Annotated in this window: 22 protein-coding genes; 16 read left to right on the top strand and 6 right to left on the bottom strand. The window is 67.9% G+C overall.

Features of this window, described 5'->3' with window-relative positions:
* Nucleotides 1-114 precede the first annotated feature (114 nt).
* Nucleotides 115-924, bottom strand: a complete 810-nt coding sequence (locus WS89_RS08545) for an IclR family transcriptional regulator (RefSeq protein ID WP_059790480.1) — start codon at nucleotides 922-924, stop codon at nucleotides 115-117.
* Between the two features lie 182 nt (nucleotides 925-1,106).
* Here WS89_RS08545 and WS89_RS08550 point away from each other — a divergent pair, with 182 nt between their 5' ends.
* From WS89_RS08550 to iscX, 12 genes are all read left to right on the top strand, one after another.
* The gene (locus WS89_RS08550) at nucleotides 1,107-1,829 is read left to right on the top strand and encodes a (Fe-S)-binding protein (RefSeq protein ID WP_059790482.1); all 723 of its coding nucleotides are present in this window, start codon (nucleotides 1,107-1,109) and stop codon (nucleotides 1,827-1,829) included.
* A gap of 35 nt (nucleotides 1,830-1,864) precedes the next feature.
* On the top strand, nucleotides 1,865-3,277 hold the full coding sequence (locus tag WS89_RS08555) for a lactate utilization protein B (RefSeq protein ID WP_059505755.1): 1,413 nt from the start codon (nucleotides 1,865-1,867) through the stop codon (nucleotides 3,275-3,277).
* A 128-nt stretch (nucleotides 3,278-3,405) separates the two neighbouring features.
* Nucleotides 3,406-3,633 carry a hypothetical protein gene (locus WS89_RS08560; RefSeq protein WP_059790484.1) on the top strand — a complete coding sequence of 76 codons (228 nt, stop codon included), beginning with the start codon at nucleotides 3,406-3,408 and terminating at the stop codon, nucleotides 3,631-3,633.
* A gap of 101 nt (nucleotides 3,634-3,734) precedes the next feature.
* On the top strand, nucleotides 3,735-4,217 hold the full coding sequence (locus WS89_RS08565; protein WP_059505757.1) for a low molecular weight protein-tyrosine-phosphatase: 483 nt from the start codon (nucleotides 3,735-3,737) through the stop codon (nucleotides 4,215-4,217).
* Nucleotides 4,218-4,331: 114 nt separating this feature from the next.
* Nucleotides 4,332-4,871 (top strand): Fe-S cluster assembly transcriptional regulator IscR, encoded by a 540-nt coding sequence (gene iscR, locus WS89_RS08570; protein ID WP_009691731.1) that lies wholly within the window; start codon nucleotides 4,332-4,334, stop codon nucleotides 4,869-4,871.
* A gap of 64 nt (nucleotides 4,872-4,935) precedes the next feature.
* Nucleotides 4,936-6,159, top strand: a complete 1,224-nt coding sequence (locus WS89_RS08575) for an IscS subfamily cysteine desulfurase (protein WP_059505759.1) — start codon at nucleotides 4,936-4,938, stop codon at nucleotides 6,157-6,159.
* A 67-nt stretch (nucleotides 6,160-6,226) separates the two neighbouring features.
* Nucleotides 6,227-6,634, top strand: a complete 408-nt coding sequence (iscU, locus tag WS89_RS08580; protein ID WP_006478389.1) for a Fe-S cluster assembly scaffold IscU — start codon at nucleotides 6,227-6,229, stop codon at nucleotides 6,632-6,634.
* Nucleotides 6,635-6,701: 67 nt separating this feature from the next.
* Nucleotides 6,702-7,025 carry an iron-sulfur cluster assembly protein IscA gene (gene iscA / locus WS89_RS08585; RefSeq protein ID WP_011885413.1) on the top strand — a complete coding sequence of 108 codons (324 nt, stop codon included), beginning with the start codon at nucleotides 6,702-6,704 and terminating at the stop codon, nucleotides 7,023-7,025.
* A gap of 96 nt (nucleotides 7,026-7,121) precedes the next feature.
* Nucleotides 7,122-7,649: a Fe-S protein assembly co-chaperone HscB gene (hscB, locus tag WS89_RS08590; RefSeq protein WP_059506084.1), complete on the top strand. Its 528-nt coding sequence runs from the start codon at nucleotides 7,122-7,124 to the stop codon at nucleotides 7,647-7,649.
* 54 nt (nucleotides 7,650-7,703) lie between these two features.
* Entirely contained in the window at nucleotides 7,704-9,572 is a 1,869-nt protein-coding gene (gene hscA / locus WS89_RS08595; RefSeq protein ID WP_059790486.1) for a Fe-S protein assembly chaperone HscA, read from the top strand.
* Between the two features lie 88 nt (nucleotides 9,573-9,660).
* Nucleotides 9,661-10,002 (top strand): ISC system 2Fe-2S type ferredoxin, encoded by a 342-nt coding sequence (fdx, locus tag WS89_RS08600; protein WP_059506086.1) that lies wholly within the window; start codon nucleotides 9,661-9,663, stop codon nucleotides 10,000-10,002.
* Between the two features lie 19 nt (nucleotides 10,003-10,021).
* Complete coding sequence (iscX, locus tag WS89_RS08605; protein ID WP_059505763.1) at nucleotides 10,022-10,231, top strand: Fe-S cluster assembly protein IscX; 210 nt, start codon at nucleotides 10,022-10,024, stop codon at nucleotides 10,229-10,231.
* 153 nt (nucleotides 10,232-10,384) lie between these two features.
* On the opposite strand, the gene WS89_RS08610 is transcribed toward iscX, so the two are convergent.
* The 5 genes from WS89_RS08610 to WS89_RS08625 form a co-directional block, all read right to left on the bottom strand.
* The gene (locus tag WS89_RS08610) at nucleotides 10,385-11,113 is read right to left on the bottom strand and encodes a glycine zipper 2TM domain-containing protein (protein WP_059790488.1); all 729 of its coding nucleotides are present in this window, start codon (nucleotides 11,111-11,113) and stop codon (nucleotides 10,385-10,387) included.
* A gap of 346 nt (nucleotides 11,114-11,459) precedes the next feature.
* Nucleotides 11,460-12,986 carry a lysine--tRNA ligase gene (lysS, locus tag WS89_RS08615; protein ID WP_059790490.1) on the bottom strand — a complete coding sequence of 509 codons (1,527 nt, stop codon included), beginning with the start codon at nucleotides 12,984-12,986 and terminating at the stop codon, nucleotides 11,460-11,462.
* A 73-nt stretch (nucleotides 12,987-13,059) separates the two neighbouring features.
* A protein-coding gene (prfB, locus tag WS89_RS32080) for a peptide chain release factor 2 (protein WP_108041952.1) occupies nucleotides 13,060-14,164 on the bottom strand; the annotation gives its coding sequence in 2 pieces (ribosomal slippage) (nucleotides 13,060-14,082 and nucleotides 14,084-14,164; 1,104 coding nt in all).
* Between the two features lie 153 nt (nucleotides 14,165-14,317).
* A complete protein-coding gene (gene recJ / locus WS89_RS08620; protein WP_059505768.1) occupies nucleotides 14,318-16,015 on the bottom strand; it encodes a single-stranded-DNA-specific exonuclease RecJ in 1,698 nt (565 codons plus the stop codon).
* Nucleotides 16,016-16,029: 14 nt separating this feature from the next.
* Entirely contained in the window at nucleotides 16,030-17,106 is a 1,077-nt protein-coding gene (locus WS89_RS08625) for a hypothetical protein (RefSeq protein ID WP_059790492.1), read from the bottom strand.
* 150 nt (nucleotides 17,107-17,256) lie between these two features.
* Here WS89_RS08625 and WS89_RS08630 point away from each other — a divergent pair, with 150 nt between their 5' ends.
* The 4 genes from WS89_RS08630 (at nucleotide 17,257) to WS89_RS08645 (ending at nucleotide 22,672) form a co-directional block, all read left to right on the top strand.
* Entirely contained in the window at nucleotides 17,257-18,510 is a 1,254-nt protein-coding gene (locus tag WS89_RS08630; protein ID WP_059790495.1) for a lipoprotein-releasing ABC transporter permease subunit, read from the top strand.
* Nucleotides 18,503-19,261: a lipoprotein-releasing ABC transporter ATP-binding protein LolD gene (gene lolD / locus WS89_RS08635; RefSeq protein WP_077175848.1), complete on the top strand. Its 759-nt coding sequence runs from the start codon at nucleotides 18,503-18,505 to the stop codon at nucleotides 19,259-19,261. The genes WS89_RS08630 and lolD overlap by 8 nt, the downstream gene beginning before the upstream one ends.
* A gap of 66 nt (nucleotides 19,262-19,327) precedes the next feature.
* Nucleotides 19,328-20,116 carry a TatD family hydrolase gene (locus tag WS89_RS08640; protein WP_059505774.1) on the top strand — a complete coding sequence of 263 codons (789 nt, stop codon included), beginning with the start codon at nucleotides 19,328-19,330 and terminating at the stop codon, nucleotides 20,114-20,116.
* A 57-nt stretch (nucleotides 20,117-20,173) separates the two neighbouring features.
* Nucleotides 20,174-22,672: a DNA internalization-related competence protein ComEC/Rec2 gene (locus WS89_RS08645; RefSeq protein WP_059790496.1), complete on the top strand. Its 2,499-nt coding sequence runs from the start codon at nucleotides 20,174-20,176 to the stop codon at nucleotides 22,670-22,672.
* Nucleotides 22,673-22,838 lie beyond the last annotated feature (166 nt).

Consider the following 22,838-nt stretch of genomic DNA (forward strand, 5'->3'; position numbering starts at 1 on the left):
ACCGCCCGGTGCGGACCCGCATGCCGGGTGGTGTGGGAGGGGATCGGTCAGACTCTCTGACCGCCCCTATCCCGATCCGGTGAAACCGGAGTCGGAAGCGGGCGATGGCGCCGCTTACGCCTGCCGCTGCAGCGCGTCCATGTCCTTCGCGGGCGCCGGCCGGTAGCCGAGCGATTCCGAGATGGTGAGCGCCGTCCGGCTCAACTGGCCGAGCCACGCATCCTGCAGGCGGTCGGCCGGTGCCGACAGCGACAGGCCCGCGACGAGCTTGCCCGAATCGTCGTAGATGCCGGCCGCGATACAGCGCACGCCGAGTTCGAGCTCCTCGTTGTCGCGTGCGCACGATTGCTGGCGGACGAGGGTCAGTTCGCGCTCGAGCTTCGCGATATCGGTGATGCTGTTCTGGGTATGGCCGGACAGCCCCGTGCGCGTCGCATAGGCACGCACGCGTGACGTTTCGTCGGCCGCGAGGAACAGCTTGCCGACCGACGTGAGGTGCAGCGGTGCGCGGCCGCCGATCGCGCGGACGACCTGCATCCCCGAGCGCTCCGAGTACGCGCGCTCGATGTAGACGATCTCGTCGCCCTGGCGTACCGACAGGTTCACGGTTTGCCCGGTGAGGCGGTGCAGCTCGCGCATCGGCATCAGCGCCGCGTCGCGCACCGACAGGCGCGCCTTCACGAGATTGCCGAGCTCGAGCAGCCGCATGCCGAGGCGGTAGGTGCCGGGATCGGAGCGGTCGACGAGGCGGCAAGTCACCATGTCGTTGAGGATGCGGTGCGCGGTCGACGGGTGCAGCTCGGTGCGCTGCGCGAGTTCCTTCAGGCTGACGGGGTCACTGTGCGCGGCGAGCGCGTCCAGCAACCGCATCATGCGTTCGATCACCTGGATCGACGTTTTTGAATCCGGGGCGGGTTGGCTCATGTCGGGGAGGAATCGGTTGACGCGTCAAGCGGTGTTGGATCGATTGTATCTCGTATCGTGAAAAAAGCGAACGCCGTTCGAGGAAGTCCTCGCTTCGCGCGCTGCGGGCTTGCGCGCAGGCCGGCGTTGGTCTTGCCGGCCAAACGTCGGATAATGAGGGCCGTTTTCTCGAAGGAGCACGTATGCGAGTCGGTTTGTTCGTGACCTGCCTGGTTGACCTGATGCGCCCCGAAATCGGTTTTTCGGCGCTCAAGCTGATTCGCGACGCCGGCTACGAAGTGATCGTGCCGCCCACGCAGACCTGCTGCGGTCAGCCGGCCTACAACTCGGGCGACCGCGCGCTCGCGCGCGACCTCGCGGAAAAGATGCTGCGCGAGTTCGAGCAGTTCGATTACGTCGTCGCGCCGTCGGGTTCGTGCGGCGGGATGATCCGTGCGCACTACGGCGACCTGTTCCGCGACGATCCCGAGCTGATGGGGCGCTACGTGCGGTTCCAGCAGAAAGTCCACGAACTGACCGATTTCCTCGCGAACGTCGCGAAGGTGTCGCTCGCGCCGGGCGAATTCGCCGGCCCGGTCACCTATCACGACGCGTGCTCGGGCCTGCGCGAGCTCGGCGTGAAGGCGCAGCCGCGCGCGCTGCTCGCGCAGCGCGGCGTGACCGTCACCGAGATGAAGGACTGCGAGCATTGCTGCGGCTTCGGCGGTACGTTCGCGGTCAAGTACGGTGACATCTCGGCCGCCATCGCGGACGAGAAATGCGCGAACGTGCGCGCGTCCGGCGCGGGCGCCGTCGTGCTCGGCGATCTCGGCTGCATGCTGAACATCGAAGGGCGGTTGCGCCGCACCGGCGACCGCGACACGCGCGTGCTGCACGTCGCGCAGGTGCTGGCGGGCGACGTCTGACACCCGGCTCCGCTCACTTTTCCCCCGATACCGCGATGCAAGTCCAATCGATGCATTTCAAGGCGCGCGCCGGCCAGAAGCTGGCCGACCAGCGCCTGCAGCAGAACCTGAAGAAGCTGTCGACGAAGTTCGTGTCCGCACGCGCCGATGCGATGACCATGATCGACTTCCCGGCCACGCGCGCCGCGCTCAAGGCGCGCCGCGACCGTGCGCTGGAAAATCTCGACGTGTGGCTCGAGGCGTTCGAGCGCGAGGCGACGCGGCGCGGCACGACGGTGCTGTTCGCCGAAACGACCGCGGACGCCGCCCGGCTCGTGGCCGACATCGCACGCCGCCACGATGTGAAGAAGGTCATCAAGACCAAGTCGATGGTGTCCGAGGAAATGCGCCTGAACGCGGTGCTCGCCGAGATGGGCGTGCAGTCGATCGAGACGGACCTTGGCGAATACATCCTGCAGATCAACGACAACGAGCCGCCCAGCCACATCATTGCGCCCGTCGTGCACAAGGACAAGGACGAGATCGCCGACCTGTTCGCGCGTACGCATCAGCGCGAGCGACTCACCGAGATTCCGGACATGACGCGCGAGGCGCGCGAGGTGCTGCGTCCGCATTTCATGTCGGCCGACATGGGCGTGACCGGCGGCAACTTCGTGATCGCGGAAACGGGCTCGGTTGCGATCGTGACGAACGAAGGGAACGAAGGCATGTGCACGGTCATGCCGCGCGTGCACGTCGCGGTGACGGGCATCGAGAAGGTGTTGCCGACGCTCGAGGATCTCGCGACCGCGATGCGCTTGCTGCCGCGTTCCGCGACAGGGCAGAAGACGTCGAACTATTTCTCGCTGCTGACCGGGCCGCGCGCGCCGGGCGACGAGGACGGCCCCGAGCACAACTACGTGGTGCTCGTCGACGGCGGCCGCACCGGCCTGATCGGCGGCGAATTCCAGGAAATGCTGCGCTGCATCCGCTGCGGCGCGTGCATGAACCATTGCCCGGTGTACCAGAAGGTCGGCGGTCATGCGTACGGCTGGGTCTATCCGGGCCCGATGGGATCGGTGCTGACGCCGAGCTACGTCGGGCTCGACCGCGCGCTCGACCTGCCGCAGGCGGCGACGCTGTGCGGCGAATGCGACAGCGTATGCCCGGCCGGGATTCCGTTGTCGCACCTGTTGCGCACGCTGCGCGAGAAGCAGGTCGAGCGCCACCTGCGGCCGTGGCGCGAGCGGGCGGCGCTCGCCGCGTGGGGCTTCTTCGCACGGCGGCCGATGCTGTATGCGCTGACGACGAAGCTCGCGGTGCGCATTCTCGAGCGGCTGGGCGGCGATGCCGGCACGCTGCGGCGCCTGCCGATGATGGGCGGCTGGATGGATACGCGCGACATGCCGACGCCGACCGGGCGCACGTTCCGCGAGCTGTACGCGGCGTCGCAAAGCCACCTCGGCTGACACTGTTCAGCGGGCGGCAACAGTGCGTTCGCTATTTGCATATTTATCTCGATAGATGCGATCTATAGAATCTCGTCTGTAGTCCCCGGAATCGGGTTTCGGGGTACGAGGTCAAGGAGGTCCGCATCATGAAAAAGACAATATCGATGTACTGGCCGCTGGCAATCGTGGTTCCGCTGGCAGCGGTTGCCTATCTGCATGCGATGGACGGCGCGCCGTCGCGCGGCCCGCTCGCGGTTCACCAGGCGTCCGCCGAACTGGCGCGCGCGGTGTCGCTCGGGCTGGTCGGCGACGCGGCGCAGTCGCTGCCGGCAGCATCCGGCGACATTGCGCTCGCTGCGCCGAAGGCGCTGTAAGGCAGGGCGCCGTCGCTTCGCGCGACGGCGCGATTTCGGCCCCCTTTGTATAATGTCGTGTTCTTCACCCACGCGGTCCGCCGCGGCTTTCCGATAGTGCGATGACCCGCGTTGCGATCTGTTTCGTCTGTCTCGGCAATATCTGCCGTTCGCCCACTGCGGAGGGCGTGATGCGTCACCAGGTCGACGCGGCCGCGCTGGCCGACCGGATCGCGATCGATTCGGCCGGGACCGGCGACTGGCACGTGGGCGAGCCGCCCGATTCGCGTGCGCAGGCGGCCGCCCGGAGCCGCGGCTACGATCTGTCGGCGCTACGCGCGCGACAGGTGAGCGCGGCGGATTTCGAGCGATTCGACCTGCTGCTCGCGATGGACGAAGCGAATCTCGCCGAACTGCGCCGCCGTTGCCCGCCGCAGCATCGCGACAAGGTGCGCCTGCTGATGGAGTTCGCGCCGGGCGCGACCGAAACCGAAGTGGCGGATCCGTATTTCGGCGGCGCGCAGGGCTTCGAGCAGGTGCTCGATCAGGTCGAGCGCGCCTGCGCGGGCCTGCTGGAGACGCTCCGCGCACGTACGGCGCGCTGACCGCGCAATATTCAGCGGTTTGCGAATACCCTTTCAAAGGCATGGATACTTGACTAAAAACGTCAAATATTTATACTTGACCAAAATCGTCAAGATTGCAGTCCCCTAGACACCATGAGACTCACCACCAAAGGCCGTTTCGCCGTTACGGCGATGATTGACTTGGCGCTGCGCCAGGAGCAGGGCCCGGTGACGCTTGCAGGCATCAGCCAGCGCCAGCGGATTTCGCTCTCGTATCTCGAACAGCTGTTCGGCAAGCTGCGCAGGCATGAAATCGTCGAATCCGTGCGCGGCCCGGGCGGCGGCTACAACCTCGCGCGTCGCGCGCAGGACGTCACCGTTGCCGACATCATCATCGCGGTCGACGAACCGCTCGACGCCACGCAGTGCGGCGGCAAAGGCACGTGCGACGGCTCGAAGCAGCCCGACGGCCATTGCATGACGCACGAGCTGTGGTCGACGCTGAACCAGAAAATGGTCGAATACCTCGATTCGGTGTCGCTGCAGGATCTCGTCGATCAGCAGCGCGCACGCGAGGGCGCCCCGGCGGTGCTGCGCGACCGCCGCACGCCGGAGCCCGTCGCCGCACCGGCCGAGCCCGTGCGAACGATGCCGCTCGGCCCCAATTCGGTGTTCAACATCGCGAGTTCGTGAGCGCGAAGGCGCCGCCATACCCCATAACGCACATAGTCCCTGCACAGAATACCCGGAGCGACAGATGACCCAAGAGACTCTCCACCTGCCCATCTATATGGATTACAGCGCGACGACGCCGGTCGATCCGCGCGTGGTCGACAAGATGGTGCCGTACCTGCGCGAGCAGTTCGGCAACCCGGCGTCGCGTAGCCATGCCTATGGCTGGGACGCGGAGCGTGCAGTCGAGGAAGCGCGTGAGCAGGTGGCCGCACTCGTGAACGCCGATCCGCGCGAAATCATCTGGACGTCGGGCGCCACGGAGTCGGACAACCTCGCGATCAAGGGCGCCGCGAACTTCTACAAGGGCAAGGGCAAGCACATCGTCACGGTGAAGACCGAGCACAAGGCCGTGCTCGACACGTGCCGCGAGCTCGAGCGGGACGGTTTCGAAGTCACCTACCTCGACGTGAAGGAAGACGGGCTGATCGACCTCGACGTGTTCAAGGCTGCGCTGCGGCCGGACACGATCCTCGTGTCGGTGATGCACGTGAACAACGAGATCGGCGTGATCCAGGACATCGAGACGATCGGCGAGATCTGCCGCGAGAAGGGCATCGTGTTCCACGTCGATGCCGCGCAGTCGACCGGCAAGGTCGGGATCGACCTCGCGAAGCTGAAGGTCGACCTGATGTCGTTCTCGGCGCACAAGACGTACGGCCCGAAGGGCATCGGCGCGTTGTACGTGCGTCGCAAGCCGCGCGTGCGCATCGAAGCGCAGATGCACGGCGGCGGTCACGAGCGCGGCATGCGCTCGGGCACGCTGCCGACGCATCAGATCGTCGGCATGGGCGAAGCGTTCCGCATCGCGCGCGAGGAAATGGCGACCGAGAACGAGCGCATCCGCATGCTGCGCGACAAGCTGCTGCGCGGCCTGTCGCAGATCGAGGAAACCTACGTGAACGGCGACATGGATCACCGTGTCCCGCACAACCTGAACATCAGCTTCAACTTCGTCGAAGGCGAGTCGCTGATCATGGCGATCAAGGACGTCGCGGTGTCGTCGGGTTCCGCGTGCACGTCGGCGTCGCTGGAGCCGTCGTACGTGCTGCGTGCGCTCGGCCGCAACGACGAGCTCGCGCACAGCTCGATCCGCTTCACGGTCGGCCGCTTCACGACGGAGCAGGAAGTCGACTTCGTGATCGATCTGCTGAACAGCAAGATCGCGAAGCTGCGCGAACTGTCGCCGCTCTGGGAAATGCACCAGGAAGGCATCGATCTGTCGACGATCGAATGGGCCGCACACTGATACCGCATTGAATGCAACCGCGCGCGGATTGACGCACGCAGACGTAACGAGTCAAGGAGTCTGAGTCATGTCTTACAGCAACAAGGTTCTGGATCACTACGAAAACCCGCGCAACGTCGGTTCGTTCGCGAAGGACGACGACACGGTCGGCACGGGCATGGTCGGCGCGCCGGCTTGCGGCGACGTGATGAAGCTGCAGATCCGCGTCGGCGCGGACGGCGTGATCGAAGACGCGAAGTTCAAGACCTACGGTTGCGGTTCGGCGATCGCATCGAGCTCGCTCGTCACCGAATGGGTGAAGGGCAAGACGCTCGACGAGGCACTGTCGATCAAGAACACGCAGATCGCCGAGGAACTCGCGCTGCCGCCGGTGAAGATTCACTGCTCGATCCTCGCGGAAGACGCGATCAAGGCAGCCGTGGCCGACTACAAGAAGCGCCACGACACCAAGGAAAGCGATCAGGCAGCAGCCTGAGCGGCATCGAGAGCGGCTAGGGAAGGAAACGCGGCGGGCCTCGGCGGCACGCCGCGGCAAGGACATCATGGCAATTACACTGACCGAAAAAGCAGCACAGCACGTCCAGAAATACCTCGTCCGTCGCGGCAAGGGCGTGGGCCTGCGGCTTGGCGTTCGCACGACCGGGTGCTCGGGGCTCGCGTACAAGCTCGAGTATGTCGACGAGCTGGCTCCCGAGGATCAGGTGTTCGAGAGCCATGGCGTGAAGGTGGTCGTCGATCCGAAGAGCCTCGCCTATATCGACGGCACCGAGCTCGACTTCGCCCGCGAAGGCCTGAACGAAGGGTTCAAGTTCAACAACCCGAACGTGAAGGACGAGTGCGGGTGCGGGGAATCGTTCCGCGTGTGACGCGGCTTCCTCCGCGCGATGCGGGCAAGAGGCGGCACGGGCCGCCTTTTTAATGTGCGGCGTTTGCCGCGCGACGAACCGGAATTCAACGCGACGATGGTTTCGCTGAAAGACAGCCATTTCGACCTGTTTCACCTGCCGGCGCAATTCGCGCTCGACGAGACGGCGCTCGACGCCGCCTACCGGACGGTGCAGACGCAGGTGCATCCTGACCGCTTCGCGGCGGCCGGCGACGCGCAAAAGCGCATCGCGATGCAATGGGCCACCCGCGCGAACGAGGCGTACCGCACGCTGCGCGATCCGCTGAAACGCGCGTCCTATCTGCTGTCGCTGCGCGGCGTCGACATCGGCGCGGAAAACAACACCGCGATGGAACCTGCATTCCTGATGCAGCAGATGGAGTGGCGCGAGGGCATCGAGGATGCCGCGGCCGCCCGCAACGTCGATGCGCTCGATGCATTGCTCGCCGAGTTGCGCGACGAGAAGCGCGTGCGCGTCGAGCGCCTCGGCACGCTGCTCGACAGCGGGGCCGATCAGGCCGCCGCGGAAGCCGTGCGTCAGCTGATGTTCATCGAACGGGTCGCGTCGGAAGTGAGCGCGCAGATCGAGCGCCTCGAAACTTAACCGCGTGCCTGGCGGCACGCGCAGCAAACGGGCCGAGCGCCCGAACGAACCAAGATGGCTTTACTGCAAATTTCCGAACCGGGCATGGCGCCGGCGCCGCACCAGCGGCGGCTCGCCGTCGGGATCGATCTCGGCACGACGAACTCGCTCGTCGCCGCCGTGCGCAACAGCGTGCCTGAAGTACTGCCGGACGAAGCGGGCCGCGTGCTGCTGCCGTCGGTGGTCCGTTACCTGGAGAAGGGCGGCCGCCGCATCGGCCACGAAGCGAAGGAGCAGGCCGCGACCGATCCGCGCAACACGATCGTGTCGGTCAAGCGCTTCATGGGCCGCGGCAAGGCCGAAGTCGAAGGCGCGGCGAACGCGCCGTACGAATTCGTCGATGCGCCGGGCATGGTGCAGATCCGCACGATCGACGGCGTGAAGAGCCCGGTCGAAGTATCGGCCGAAATTCTCGCGACGCTGCGGTATCGCGCCGAGGATTCGCTCGGCGACGAGCTGGTCGGCGCGGTGATCACGGTGCCCGCGTACTTCGACGACGCGCAGCGCCAGGCGACCAAGGATGCCGCGCGTCTCGCGGGCCTCAACGTGCTGCGCCTGCTGAACGAACCGACCGCCGCGGCGATCGCCTATGGTCTCGACAACGCGGCCGAAGGCCTGTACGCGGTGTACGACCTCGGCGGCGGCACGTTCGACCTGTCGATCCTGAAGCTGACGAAGGGCGTGTTCGAAGTACTGGCAGCGGGCGGCGATTCGGCGCTCGGCGGCGACGATTTCGACCATGCGCTATTCGATCACGTGCTCGCGCAGGCCGGTATCGACGCGAAGACGCTCGCGCCCGAAGACGTGCGCCTGCTGCTCGATCGTGTGCGGGTGCTGAAGGAGGCGCTGTCGTCCGCGCCGCAGGCAGCGCTCGACGTGACGCTGTCGAGCGGTGCGCATCTGGTGCAGACGATTTCGCACGACACGTTCGCGTCGCTCGTCGAGCCGCTCGTGCAGCGCACGCTCGCGCCGACCCGCAAGGCGCTGCGCGATGCGCAGGTCACGCCGGCCGACATCAAGGGCGTCGTGCTCGTCGGCGGCGCGACGCGCATGCCGGTGATCCGCGACGCGGTCGCGAAGTATTTCGGCCAGCCGCCGCTCGTGAACCTCGATCCGGATCAGGTCGTCGCGCTCGGCGCGGCGATCCAGGCCGACCTGCTCGCGGGCAATCGCGGCACCGGCGACGACTGGCTGCTGCTCGACGTGATTCCGCTGTCGCTCGGTGTCGAGACGATGGGCGGCCTCGTCGAGAAGATCATTCCGCGCAACTCGACGATTCCGATCGCGCGTGCGCAGGAATTCACGACCTTCAAGGACGGCCAGACCGCGATGGCGATTCACGTCGTGCAGGGCGAGCGCGAGCTCGTCGCCGACTGCCGGTCGCTCGCGCGCTTCGAGCTGCGCGGCATTCCGCCGATGACGGCGGGCGCCGCACGCATTCGCGTGACCTATCAGGTCGACGCGGATGGCCTGCTGTCGGTGTTTGCACGCGAGCAGTTGTCCGGCGTCGAGGCATCGGTCGTCGTGAAGCCGTCGTACGGCCTCGCCGACGACGACATCGCGAAGATGCTGGAAGACAGTTTCAAGACCGCCGAAATCGACATGCGCGCCCGCGCGCTGCGCGAAGCGCAGGTCGAGGCCGAGCGGATGCTCGAGGCGACGCAGGCCGCGCTGGCGGCCGACGGCGAACTGCTCGATGCCGGCGAGCGCGAGCAGGTCGATGCGCTGGCCGCGGCGTTGCGCGCGCTCGCGCAGGGCGACGACACGAATGCGATCGAAGCGGCGACCAAGGCGCTGGCCGACGGTACCGACGAATTCGCGGCGCGCCGGATGGACAAGAGCATCAAGCGTGCGCTGTCAGGCCGCCGGCTCGACGAGATCTGAACCCACGAACCGCGCATCGGCCGGCAACGGCCCGCGCGACGATGAACCGTGCGGCGCATGGCGCCGCACTCTGACTGACGGAACGGACATGCCTCAACTGGTGGTGCTGCCTCACGTCGAACTGTGCCCGGATGGCGCAGTGATCGACGCGACGCCCGGCAAGAGTATCTGCGACAACCTGCTCGATCACGGAATCGAGATCGAGCATGCATGCGAGAAGTCGTGCGCATGCACGACGTGCCACGTGGTGATCCGCGAAGGCTTCAACGAACTGACGCCGTCCGAGGAGGACGAGGACGATCTGCTGGACAAGGCATGGGGCCTCGAACCGACGTCGCGCCTGTCGTGCCAGGCAATCGTGAAGGAAGATTCGGACCTGGTGGTCGAGATTCCGAAGTACTCGATCAACCACGCGAAGGAAAATCACTGACAGGAACCGGAGGCAGGCGATGAAATGGACCGATTCGCGTGAAATAGCCATTGCGCTGGCGGACAAGTATCCGGACATCGACCCGCAGCGGATCAACTTCGTCGATCTACGCCAGTGGGTGCTCGAACTCGACGGCTTCGCCGACGATCCCGCGCACTCCGGCGAGAAGATCCTCGAGGCGATCCAGGCACACTGGATCGACGAATCGGATTTCGACGACGAAGACTGACCGACCGGTCACGGCGTGCGCCGCAACGGTGCACGCCGCGCGAATGGAAAACGGCTCGTGAGCGTTTGCTCGCGAGCCGTTTTCGTTTTTGGCAGCCTGCCCGCGCACGACGCGCGGGCAGGGGCGCCGACGATGGCGCGATCAGGGAGGTACTTACACGCCGACCAGCGTGCCGTTCTCGATCCGCACGCGCTGGCCCTGGCCGAACGGCGGCGGGTTGTGGTACGTGAACGTGCGCGTCGCGCCGCTTTCCATCTGTACTTGCACCTGATAGTCGGTTTCCGCGCGGACCTGCTTCTCGACCTGGTTGCCGGCGAGACCGCCGCCCAGCGCGCCGATGATCGTCATCGCGGTGCGGCCGTTGCCGTGGCCGAACTGGTTGCCGAGCAGGCCGCCCGCCGCCGCGCCGCCCACGGCGCCAATCCCCGAGCTCTGGCCCGGCGTGCGCGTCTGCGTGATCGCGACGACCGTGCCGCAGCTCTGGCAGTAGGCTTGCGCGGGCGCCGACGGCTGCTGCGCGTATTGCGGCGGCTGCGGGGCGGTCGCGTGACGGCGGTGCGGTGCAGCGGGGCGCGGCGCCGGCTTCGGTTCGGCCTGCGCGACGGCGGCCTTCTGCTGCGCGGCGGCCTGTTCTGCTGCCTGCCGCTGCGCTTGCGCAGCCAGTGCGGCGCTGGCGGCCGCGGCCGTGTCGACGGCCGGCTGCGACGCGATCAGCGCGGCCTGGGTCTGACCGTTCTGTTCGTTGCTGCTGCTCGCCTTCGGGAAGACGCCCGTGATCGCTGCGGTCGCCGCGAGGCTGGCGACGATGACGGCGCCGGCCGCGGTGGCGATGAGCGGGTGGAGGCGTTGCTTTTGCGGCGTGGTCTGATTCTGGTTGTCCATTTTGTTCTCCAATGTCGATCCGGATCGGCACACTGCGCCGGAGCAGGATCCCACGCTCGGGAGCGAGCAGACTTGGCGTTCCGGCGCCTCGTTCTGGTCCCGTGGTCATGCGTGGTGACGCAACAGGAGTGTCGTCCACGGCCAAGCGGCGCGCCGTATCAAGGTGTAACGAATTGCAGCACGGGCGCGGCGGGCGCCATCGGGAAAACCCGGAGAAGGCCGGCGCGACGAGGGAATAAAACGGGGGAGGAGCGAAAGCCGGCGAACGCCGGCAGGCAGGATTTACGCGCGGTTACAAAGCCGATCCGTATGCACCGCGTAGCGCGGCGCATACGGGGGCACGGCGTCAGTCTTCGCGGCGCAGGTGCGGGAACAGCAGCACGTCGCGAATCGTCGGGCTGTCGGTCAGCAGCATCACGAGACGGTCGATGCCGATCCCGCAGCCGCCCGTCGGAGGCATCCCGTATTCGAGCGCGCGGATGTAGTCGGCGTCGAAGAACATCGCTTCCTCGTCGCCCGCATCCTTTTGCTCGACCTGCTTCTTGAAGCGCGCGGCCTGGTCTTCCGGGTCGTTCAACTCCGAGAAGCCGTTCGCGATCTCGCGGCCGGTCATGAACAGCTCGAAACGCTCGGTGATGCCCGGCACCGTATCCGATGCGCGCGCGAGCGGCGACACTTCGACCGGGTAGTCGATGATGAACGTCGGTTCCCACAGCTGCGCTTCGGCCGTTTCCTCGAACAGCGCGAGCTGCAACGCGCCGATGCCTGCGTTCAGGAACGCCGGCTGCGACACGTCGACGCCCAGGCGCTTCAGTTCGGTACGCAGGAACGCGTCGTCCGACAGCTGGCCGTCGGTGTAGTTCGGTGCGTACTTCTGGATTGCCTGAGTGATCGTCAGGCGATGGAACGGCTTCGCGAGGTCGAGCTCGCGGCCCTGGTACTGGATCGTCGCGGTGCCGAGCGCATCGATCGCCGCCTGGCGGATCAGTTGCTCGGTGAAGTCCATCAGCCAGCGGTAGTCGGTGTACGCGGCGTAGAACTCCATCATCGTGAATTCCGGGTTGTGACGCGGCGACACGCCTTCATTCCGGAAATTGCGGTTGATCTCGAACACGCGCTCGAAGCCGCCGACGATCAGGCGCTTCAGGTACAGCTCCGGCGCGATGCGCAGGAACATCTGCATGTCGAGCGCATTGTGATGCGTGACGAACGGCTTCGCGGCCGCGCCGCCCGGGATCGGGTGCAGCATCGGCGTCTCGACTTCCATGAAGTCGGCGTTGTCCATGAACTTGCGGATCGACGCGATCGTCTTCGTGCGGGCGCGGAACGTGTCGCGCGTTTCCGGCGTGACGATCAGGTCGACGTAGCGCTGGCGGTAGCGCATTTCCTGGTCGGACAGGCCGTGGAACTTGTCCGGCAGCGGCCGCAGCGCCTTCGCCAGCAGGCGCAGCTCCTTGCACTGGACCGACAGCTCGCCCTTGTTGGTGCGGAACAGCACGCCGCGCGCGGCGACGATGTCGCCGAGGTCCCACTTCTTGAACGCGTCGTAGGTGTCGGCGCCGACGTCGTTCGGCGTCACGAAGAACTGGATCTGGCCCGACCCGTCCTGCACCGTCGCGAAGCTCGCCTTGCCCATCACCCGCTTGAGCATCATGCGGCCGGCCACCGACACCTCGACCGGGTTCGCTTCGAGCGCGGCCTTGTCCGAATCGGCGAATTTGGCCTGCAGGTCGGCTGCGTGGTGCTCGGGCCGGAAGTCGTTCGGATAGGCGACGCCTTGCTCGCGCAACGCGCGCAGCTTCTCGCGGCGCTCGGCGATGATCTGGTTGTCGTCCGCCGTGACGGCGGGCTGCGTTTGGGTCGATTCGGTCATGATGGTCGGAATTCGGAGTGGGGTGCGGCAACGCGAACGGAAAGGGCGGCGCGGGCAGGCCGCGCCGCGGCGCTTACACGCCCTGTTTCAGGCTCGCGCTGATGAAGTCGTCGAGGTCGCCGTCGAGCACCGCCCGCGTGTTGCTCATTTCGACGTTCGTGCGCAGGTCCTTCACGCGGCTCTGGTCGAGCACGTACGAGCGGATCTGGTGGCCCCAGCCCACATCGGTCTTGCTCGATTCGAGCTTGTCCTGCTCGGCCTGGCGCTTGCGCATTTCGACTTCGTACAGGCGCGACTTCAGCATCGCCATCGCTTCGGCGCGGTTGCGGTGCTGCGAGCGGTCGTTCTGGCACTGCACGACGATACCCGTCGGCATGTGCGTGATCCGCACCGCCGAGTCGGTCTTGTTGATGTGCTGGCCGCCCGCGCCCGAGGCGCGGTACGTGTCGATGCGCAGGTCCGCCGGGTTGATCTCGACTTCGATCGAGTCGTCGATTTCCGGATAGACGAATACCGACGAGAACGACGTGTGGCGGCCGCCCGACGAGTCGAACGGCGACTTGCGCACGAGGCGGTGGATGCCCGTTTCGGTACGCAGGAAGCCGTATGCGTATTCGCCCGTGACCTTGACCGTCGCGTTCTTGATGCCGGCGACGTCGCCGTCGGATTCTTCGAGGACTTCGGCCTTGAAGCCCTTGCGTTCGCAGTAGCGCAGGTACTGGCGCAGCAGCATCGACGCCCAGTCGCATGCCTCGGTGCCGCCCGCGCCGGCCTGGATGTCGATGAAGCAGTTGTTCGGATCGGCCGGGTTCGAGAACATCCGGCGGAACTCGATGTCGCCGACGCGCGCTTCGAGCTTCGCGGCGTCTTCCTCCGACGCGAGCAGCGTATCCTCGTCGCCTTCCTCGCGTGCCAGCTCGAACAGGTCGAGCGCGTCGCGCAGGTCGCTATCGAGCGCGGTGAGCGTCATGACGACGCCTTCGAGCAGCTTCTTCTCGCGGCCGAGCGCCTGGGCGTTCTTCGAATCGTTCCAGACGTTCGGGTCTTCGAGTTCCTTGTTGACTTCGGTCAGACGCGCAGCTTTGGCGTCGTAGTCAAAGATACCCCCGAAGCTCGCCCGCGCGATTGCGCAGGTCGAGCAGGGAGCTTTCGATCGCGTTGAGACGTTCCGCTTCCATGATCGTTCGCTGTTCCGGCTTCGTAAAAAAGCGGAATTATAGCCGATCGGCAGGGTTGCCCGGTGACGCAAACGGTGCCTGCACGCGTGTCGACGGCTCCGTCCGACGCGGCGCGCACGCGTGCGGCGGCGCGTCGCGGGCCGGGTGGCGTGCTCAGCCGGCCGCGTGTTCGACGATCAACTGGACGCGCGTGACGCCGTTCCACGTATCGGCGACGAGCCGGTACGCGACCAGCGCGCTCGCCGGCAGCGGCTCGGTGTGGTTGAACCAGATCGCATTGAAGCGCTGGCGACCGCGCGCAAGCTGCAGCTTCAGGTGCTTTTCCTTCACGAGCGACTGCGACACGACGTCGAATTCGCCCGAGAAAAGCGGGGCCGGAAACCCTTGCCCCCAGACGGCCTCGTCGAGCAGGCCGACGAACTGCGGCGTGAAGTACGCGTCCTCGAGTTCGCCGTCGGTCTCGATCACGCGGGCGAGCGCGTCGTCGGACAGCCATTCGCGCGCGACGGCTTCGAACGCGGCCGCGAAGCGCGGCACGTTTTCGGTGTCGAGCGTGAGGCCGGCCGCCATCGCGTGGCCGCCGAACGCGACGATCAGGTCCGGTTCGCGTTTCGAGACGAGGTCGAGCGCGTCGCGCAAGTGGAAGCCCGCGATCGACCGGCCGGACCCCTTGACCCGCTTGCCTTCGTCGTCGGCGTGCGCGAACGTGAACGACGGGCGGTGGAATTTTTCCTTGAGCCGGCCGGCGACGATGCCGATCACGCCCTGGTGCCACTCGGGATTGAACAGCGTGATCGTGCATGCGTCGGCCGGATCGACGTCGGCGAGATCGGCGAGCGCCTGCTGCTGCATGCCGGCCTCGATTTCGCGGCGCTCGCGGTTCATCGCGTCGAGCTGCTGCGCGAGATCCCACGCGCGGCCGATGTCGTCGGTGATCAGGCATTCGATGCCGAGCGACATGTCGGACAGCCGTCCGGCGGCGTTCAGGCGCGGGCCGAGGCCGAAGCCGAGGTCGAAGCCCGACGCGGTGCGCGCGTCGCGCGCAGCGGCGCGGAACAGCGCGGCGACGCCCGGCTGCATGCGGCCGTTGCGGATGCGCTGCAGCCCCTGCGCGACGAGCACGCGGTTGTTGCCGTCGAGCCGCACGACGTCGGCGACGGTGCCGAGCGCGACGAGGTCGAGCAGGCCGTCGAGGCGCGGCTCGGCTTCCTTGCTCGCGAACGCGCCGCGGCGGCGCAGCTCGGCGCGCAGCGCGAGCAGCACGTAGAACATCACGCCGACGCCGGCGAGGTGCTTGCTCGGGAACGCGCAGCCCGGCTGGTTCGGGTTGACGATCGCGCGCGCGGCGGGCAGCGCGTCGCCGGGCAGGTGGTGGTCGGTCACGAGCACGTCGATGCCGCGCGCGTTCGCGGCTTCGACGCCGGCGACGCTTGCGATCCCGTTGTCGACGGTAATCAGCAGGTCGGGCTTGCGTGCGGCCGCGAGCTCGACGATCTCGGGCGTGAGGCCGTAGCCGTATTCGAAGCGGTTCGGCACCAGGTAGTCGATCTGCGCGCCGAACATCCGCAAGCCGCGCACCGCGACCGCGCAGGCGGTCGCGCCGTCGCAGTCGTAGTCGGCGACGACCAGCAGGCGCCGCTTGTCGGCGATCGCGTCGGCGAGCAGCACCGCCGCATCGGCGCAGCCTTTCAGCTCGGTGGGCGGCACGAGGCGCGCGAGCGCGGTCTCGATGTCCGCGGGCGACTGCACGCCGCGCGACGCGTACAGGCGTGCGAGGACGGGGTGCAGGCCGTGGCGCGCGAGCGCTTCGGCGTCGGCGGGCGCGACGGGGCGGGTAACGATCCGGGTCATACGGGTTGGCGTTGTTATTCGAACAGGGAGGCGAGCGCGCGGCGGCGCCAGAACTTGCGCAGGTCGCCGCGCGTCGCGTGCAGCGTCACGGAGCTCGTGTCGCCGCACAGCGTGAAATCGACGGCCGCCAACTCGCCGTTCTGCAGCGCGGCAAGCGCCGGCGCGAACCAGTCGCGTTCGAGCGTGGCGAGTCCGTCGTGCCAGCGCGCCCAGTCCTGCTCGATGAACGGGGCGGTCAGCGCCGGCAGCTCGACGAGCGTCGCGCCATCGGCGGCCGGCAGCGCGCCGAACGTCGCGGGCGGGCGGCCGGCTTCGATTTGCGCGGCGCGTGCGAGGCCGAGTGCGGCGGGCGACGCGGACAGCACGCGCGAGAACGGCTTGCCGACCGGCTTCAGCGTGCCCTGTGCATGGAACCAGATCGAATTGACGGCCGGCAACCCACGGGCCTCGCGGGCTTCGTTCACCGGATGCTGGAACCACGCCATCTGCACTTCATTCTGCAGTTTCATCCACATCCGCGAGCGCTCGCCCGTATGTGCCTCGTGCGGCAACCAGATCTCGATGTTGCGGCCGCTGGCGCGCAGCGGCGCGGCGCCGGCGAGGCGCGCGAGCTGGTCGCTCGACAGATACCAGCGCGCCGGGTTCGGCGCTTCGAGCCGCACGCCCAGCTCCTCGATCAGCGGCCGCGCAACCGCGAGCAGCGCGGCTGCGTCGCCGTCGTCGAGCGCGAGGGCGGCCGGATCGACGAGCACCAGGTGATCGTGCGCGATTTCGACGTGCACGGGCTCGACGCACGCCCATGCGTGCGTGCCGGGATCGCCGCCGTCGGCCAGCAGCATGTAGGGCGCGAGCGGCGCCTCGTCCGCGGCGTTGCCCTGCGTGGCGCCGAACCGGCTTGCCAGCCAGCGCTCGTGCGGCAGCGTGCGCTGGAAGTCCTCGCCGGCCACGCGCTCGACGAGGCTCGCGCGGGCGAGCAACTTCCTGAGCGCGGGACTGTCCAGTGTGTGCAGGGACGAGGCCGCATCGGCCGCCGACGGCAGCGCGAACGGAACGAGAAAATGGAGGCGTCGGTCGTGCATGATGGTGCGCATTGTATGGCAAACTGCGCGCGTGATCGGGCCGGCTGACGGCCCGTTCGCGTCCGGCGACCGTTTTTTTTCGATCGCGCCCGGGCGACCGCCGCCCGATGGCGGTCCGGCTGCGGGCCGCCATCCCCGCCGTAACCAGCAGAAAGGATTCGCTTGAAACTTCCGTACGAATGGCAAATCGGCTGGCGCTACACGCGCGCCGGCAAACGCACGACCGGCAACGGCTTCATTTCCTTCATCGCGCTCGTCTCGATGCTCGGGATCGCGCTCGGCGTCGCGGCGCTGATCGTCGTGCTGTCGGTGATGAACGGCTTCCAGAAGGAAGTGCGCGACCGCATGCTGTCGGTGCTCGCGCACGTCGAGGTGTTCTCGCCGACGGGTTCGATGCCCGACTGGCAACTGACCGCGCAGGAAGCGCGCCGCAATCCGTCGGTGATCGGCGCGGCGCCGTACGTCGACGCGCAGGCGCTGCTCACGCGCAAGGACTCGGTGAGCGGCGTGATGCTGCGCGGCATCGAGCCGGCGCTCGAACCGCAGGTGTCCGACATCGGCAAGGACATGAAGGCCGGCCAGCTCGGCGCGCTCGTGCCCGGCCAGTTCGGCATCGTGCTCGGCGACGCGCTCGCCGGCAACCTCGGCGTGACGGTCGGCGACAAGATCACGCTCGTCGCGCCCGAAGGCTCGATCACGCCGGCCGGCATGATGCCGCGCCTGAAGCAGTTCACGGTCGTCGGCGTGTTCGAATCGGGCCACTACGAATACGACAGCACGCTCGCGATGATCAACATTCGCGACGCCGAGGCGTTGTTCCGGATGAGCGCGCCGACCGGCGTGCGGCTGCGGCTCACCGACATGCAGAAGGCGCCGCAGGTTGCGCTCGAGCTGTCGCGGACGCTGTCGGGCAGCCTGTACATCCGCGACTGGACCCAGCAGAACAAGACGTGGTTCTCGGCCGTGCAGATCGAGAAGCGGATGATGTTCATCATCCTCACGCTGATCATCGCGGTGGCCGCGTTCAACCTCGTGTCGTCGCTCGTGATGACGGTGACCAACAAGCAGGCCGACATCGCGATCCTGCGCACGCTCGGCGCGCAGCCGGGGTCGATCATGAAGATCTTCGTCGTGCAGGGCGTGACGATCGGCTTCGTCGGCACCGCGTCCGGCGTCGCGCTCGGCTGCCTGATCGCATGGAGCATCCCGTGGCTGATCCCGATGATCGAGCACCTGTTCGGCGTGCAGTTCCTGCCGCCGTCGGTGTACTTCATCAGCGAACTGCCGTCCGAGCTCGTCGCGAGCGACGTGATCCGGATCGGGTTGATCGCGTTCGCGCTGTCGGCCGTCGCCACGCTCTATCCGAGCTGGCGCGGCGCGAAGGTGAAACCCGCGGAGGCGCTCCGCTATGAATGACCGCGCGACCGCATTCGCGGATTCACGACAACACAACAGACAGGATTCGGCAGGTATGCAGGAATACGTGCTTCAGGCGCGCGGGATCACGAAGGCGTTCGTGCAGGGTGGCTTCAACGTGCAGGTGCTCAACAACACCGAGCTGACGGTGCGGCGCGGCGAGAAGCTCGCGGTCGTCGGCGCGTCGGGCTCCGGCAAGAGCACGCTGCTGCACGTGCTGGGCGGGCTCGACGAGCCGAGCGCCGGCGAGGTGTCGCTGCTCGGCAAGCCGTTTACGCAACTCGCCGAGCGCGAGCGCAACGAGCTGCGCAACCGCGCGCTGGGCTTCGTCTACCAGTTCCATCACCTGCTGCCCGAGTTCACGGCGCTCGACAACGTCGCGATGCCGCTGCGCATCCGCCGGATGACGACCGAGGACGCGCGCGCACAGGCACAGGCGATGCTCGAACGCGTCGGTCTCGGCCCGCGTGCGAAGCACCGGCCGGGCGAGCTGTCGGGCGGCGAACGGCAGCGTGTCGCGATCGCGCGCGCGCTGGTCACGAAGCCGGCGTGCGTGCTCGCCGACGAGCCGACCGGCAACCTCGACGGCACGACGGCCGACACGGTGTTCAACCTGATGCTCGAGCTGTCCGAGACGCTCGAAACGAGTTTCGTGATCGTCACGCACGATCCCGATCTCGCCGCGCGCTGCGACCGCATCATGCGGTTGCGCGACGGGGTGCTGCACGAGGAGCCGGCGCTGCCGGTGTAAGAAGCCACGCGCCTTTGGCCGGCCGCCGGCTCGTCCGGCACGGCGCAACGGCGCAGGACCGCTGCCATGTGGATCGACACGCACTGCCATCTCGATGCCGCCGAGTTCGACGCCGACCGCGACGCGGTCGCGCAGGCTGCGCGCGCGGCCGGCGTGTCGCGCGTCGTGATCCCGAGCATCGGGCGCGACAACTTCACGACGGTGCGCGAACTCGCGCATCGCACGCCGGGCGCGGTGTACGCGCTCGGCATCCATCCGATGTATACGCCGCAAGCGCGCGACGCGGATCTCGACCGGCTGCGCATGGAGATCGAGGCGAGCCTCGACGATCCGCGTTTCGTCGCGATCGGCGAGATCGGGCTCGACTATTTCGTGCCGGGCCTCGACGAAGACCGGCAGCAGCTCTTCTACCAGGGCCAGCTCAGGCTGGCGCGGGAATTCGATCTGCCGGTGCTGTGCCACGTGCGCAAGTCGCAGGACCGCGTGCTGGCCGGGCTGCGCCGTTTCGGCGTACGGCGCGGCATCGCGCATGCGTTCAACGGCAGCTTCCAGCAGGCCGACGCGTATCTTGCGCAGGGGCTGCATCTCGGCTTCGGCGGCAACGTGACCTTCACGCGCGCGCGGCAGATCCGCCGGCTCGCCGCCGAATTACCGCTCGACGCGCTCGTCGTCGAGACCGATGCGCCCGACATCGCGCCCGAATGGGCATACAAATCCCGCAATACGCCCGACCAGGTGCCGCGCATCGGCGGTGTGCTCGCCGAACTGCGCGGGCTCGATGCCGGCGAATTGTCCCTATGCACTTCGGCTAACGCGCTCGCCGCGCTGCCGCGACTCGCACTTTCGTCCGCATAATCGTTGCCGGAAGGCGCCGCATGGGCAGGGGCGGCGCCGGGTCGACGAGGAGGCGGAATGCGCGTGTGGTGGATCGCGTTCGCGCTCGGCGTCGTCGTGCTGCAGCGGCAGGCGGCGTTGCCGGGGGCAATCGCTTGGACGATCGGAGCAGCGGTGCTCGCGGGCTGCGCGGCGCTGGGCGCGTGGTGCGTGCGTCGCCGGCACACGCGCGCGGTCGTCGTATGCGGATGGATGTTGTGCGCGGTCGCGGCTTGCGTCGTGGGATTCGGCTATGCGGCCGCGCGAGCCGAATGGCGGCTGCGCGACAGTCTGCCTGTCGAGTGGGAAGGGCGCGACATCGTCGTCACGGGCGTGATCCGCGGGCTGCCCGTCGTCGACGAGACAGGTGCGCGGCTGCTGTTCGCGGTCGAATCGAATGATGCGGGGCTCACCCGTTTCCCGCCGTTGATCCGGTTGTCGTGGCGCGCGTATGGCGCATCCGCGACACGCGATGCGCTGCCCGATTTGCGTGCGGCCCAGCGCTGGCGTTTCGTCGTACGCCTCAAGCGTCCGCATGCCGAGGCCAATCCCGGCGTGCGCGACGGCGAGGCGGCGTGGCTCGCCGCGGGCATTCGTGCGATCGGCTATGTCAGCGCGCCGCGTCGGGCGGTATTGCTCGATGGGCGCGCATCGGGATGGCGCGCATCGATCGATCGTGTGCGCGACATGCTGCGGGCACGCATCGGCGAGGGGCTCGGCGCCGATGCGGCGCATCGCGGCATCGTCGCCGCGCTGGCGATCGGCGACCAGTCGGGTATCGGCGACGACGATTGGCGTGTGCTGCGCAACACGGGCACGAGCCATCTGGTCGCGATTTCAGGTCTCCATGTCGGGCTGGTCGGTGCGCTCGCCGGCTGGCTCGTTTCGATGGTCTGGCGCCGCGTGCGCTGGCGCGGACGGGCCGCGACGCTCGTGCTGCCGGCGCCGTACGCGGCCGCGCTTGCCGCGCTGGTCGCTGCGGCGGGCTATGCGGCGCTCGCCGGCTTCAACGTGCCGGCGCAGCGCGCGTGGTGGATGATCGCGGCCGGCGGCATCGCGTATCTGGCCGGCCGCAGCGTGCCGACGTCGGCGGTGCTGTGCGTGGCGCTCGGCGGCGTGCTGCTCGCTGACCCGTGGGCCGTGCTGTCGGCCGGGTTCTGGCTGTCGTTCGGTGCGGTCGCGGTGATCCTGCTGGCCGTCGCCGGCTGGCGCGCGGTGCGCGAGGCTGATGAGATCGACGAGATCGACGAAGCGGGCGCGGAAAGCGGCACGGCCGGCTTGCGGAGCCGGTTGCGTGCGTGGGCTATGCGTTGCGGGCGCCGCTTCGCCGAGGCGACGCGCGTGCAGTACGCGGTGACGATCGGGCTCGCGCCGCTCACCGCCGCATGGTTCGCGCAGGTTTCGCTGTCGGGGCCGTTCGGCAATGCGTTCGCGATTCCGTGGGTCAGCTCGGTCGTGACGCCGGTCGTGCTGGCCGGCATCGCGTTGCCGCCGCCGCTCGATGCGGTTGCTTTTCGGCTAGCGCACGCGGCGCTCGCGCCGATGATGACGCTGCTCGGGCACCTGGCCGATTGGCCGGCCGGCGTGTTCTGGCTGCGCATGCCCGACTGGCCGGTGCTGGTGCTGGCATGCGTGGGTGTCGCGTGGGCGCTGATGCCGCGCGGCTGGCCGCTGCGCTGGGCGGCGCCGCTGACGTGGCTGCCGCTCGTCGCGCCGGCGCCGGATGCGCCGCCGGCGGGCGGCTTCCGGCTGACCGTGCTCGACGTCGGGCAGGGCGCGGCGGTACTGGTCGAAACCGCGCGGCGGACCTTGCTGTTCGATGCGGGGCCCGGCGCGGAGTCGTCCCACGCCGGTACGCGGATCGTCGCGCCGGCGTTGCGGGCGCGCGGCATCGCGACGATCGATTCGCTCGTGCTCAGTCATGCGGATGCCGATCATGCGGGCGGCGCAGCGGCCGTTTATGCGGCCGCCGACGTGCGCCAGTTGCTGGCCGGCATTGCGCCGCGGCACCGGCTGTGGCGCGATGCGCAGGCGGCGGGCGTGGCCGATCGGCTGCCGTGCGCGGCCGGGCAGCGGTGGACCTGGGACGGCGTCGTCTTCACGGTGCTGTGGCCGCCGGGCGGGGTGGGCACGGGTTCGTCGAACGGCCAATCGTGTGTGTTGCGCATCGATGCGGGCGGCACGTCGGCACTGCTGACGGGCGACATCGAGGCCGCCGCCGAGCGCCGGCTGGTGGCCGATGCGCGCGACGCGCTGGCCGCGCAGATCCTGGTCGTTCCGCACCACGGCAGCCGCACGTCGTCGGTCGAGCCTTTCCTCGATTCGGTCGGGCCGCGCGTCGCGGTATTTCCTGTAGGCTATCGCAATCGTTTCGGGCATCCGCACCGGACCGTGCTCGCCCGCTACGAGGCGCGCGGGATTCCGCTGCCGCGCACCGATCGCGACGGCGCCGTGCGGTTCGACGTCGCGCCGGCGGGCGCCGGGTTTGCATTCGCGCGCTATCGCGACGAACGGCGCCGGTACTGGATGGACCGGTAAGCGCGGCGAAGGCCGGCATCGGGACGAAAGCTCGGGGCTGGCGTAGCGTGCCGAAGCACGGTTCCGACAGAATACGAAGCATGGGATCGGCGCAAGAGCTGAAGCGCCCACTTCCGTCGGCCGCGAAGCATGGGACGGGAGCACGTGCCGAAGCACCCGCTCCCGT

It is taken from the genome of Burkholderia sp. MSMB1072 (assembly GCF_001524725.1).
GTDB lineage: Bacteria > Pseudomonadota > Gammaproteobacteria > Burkholderiales > Burkholderiaceae > Burkholderia.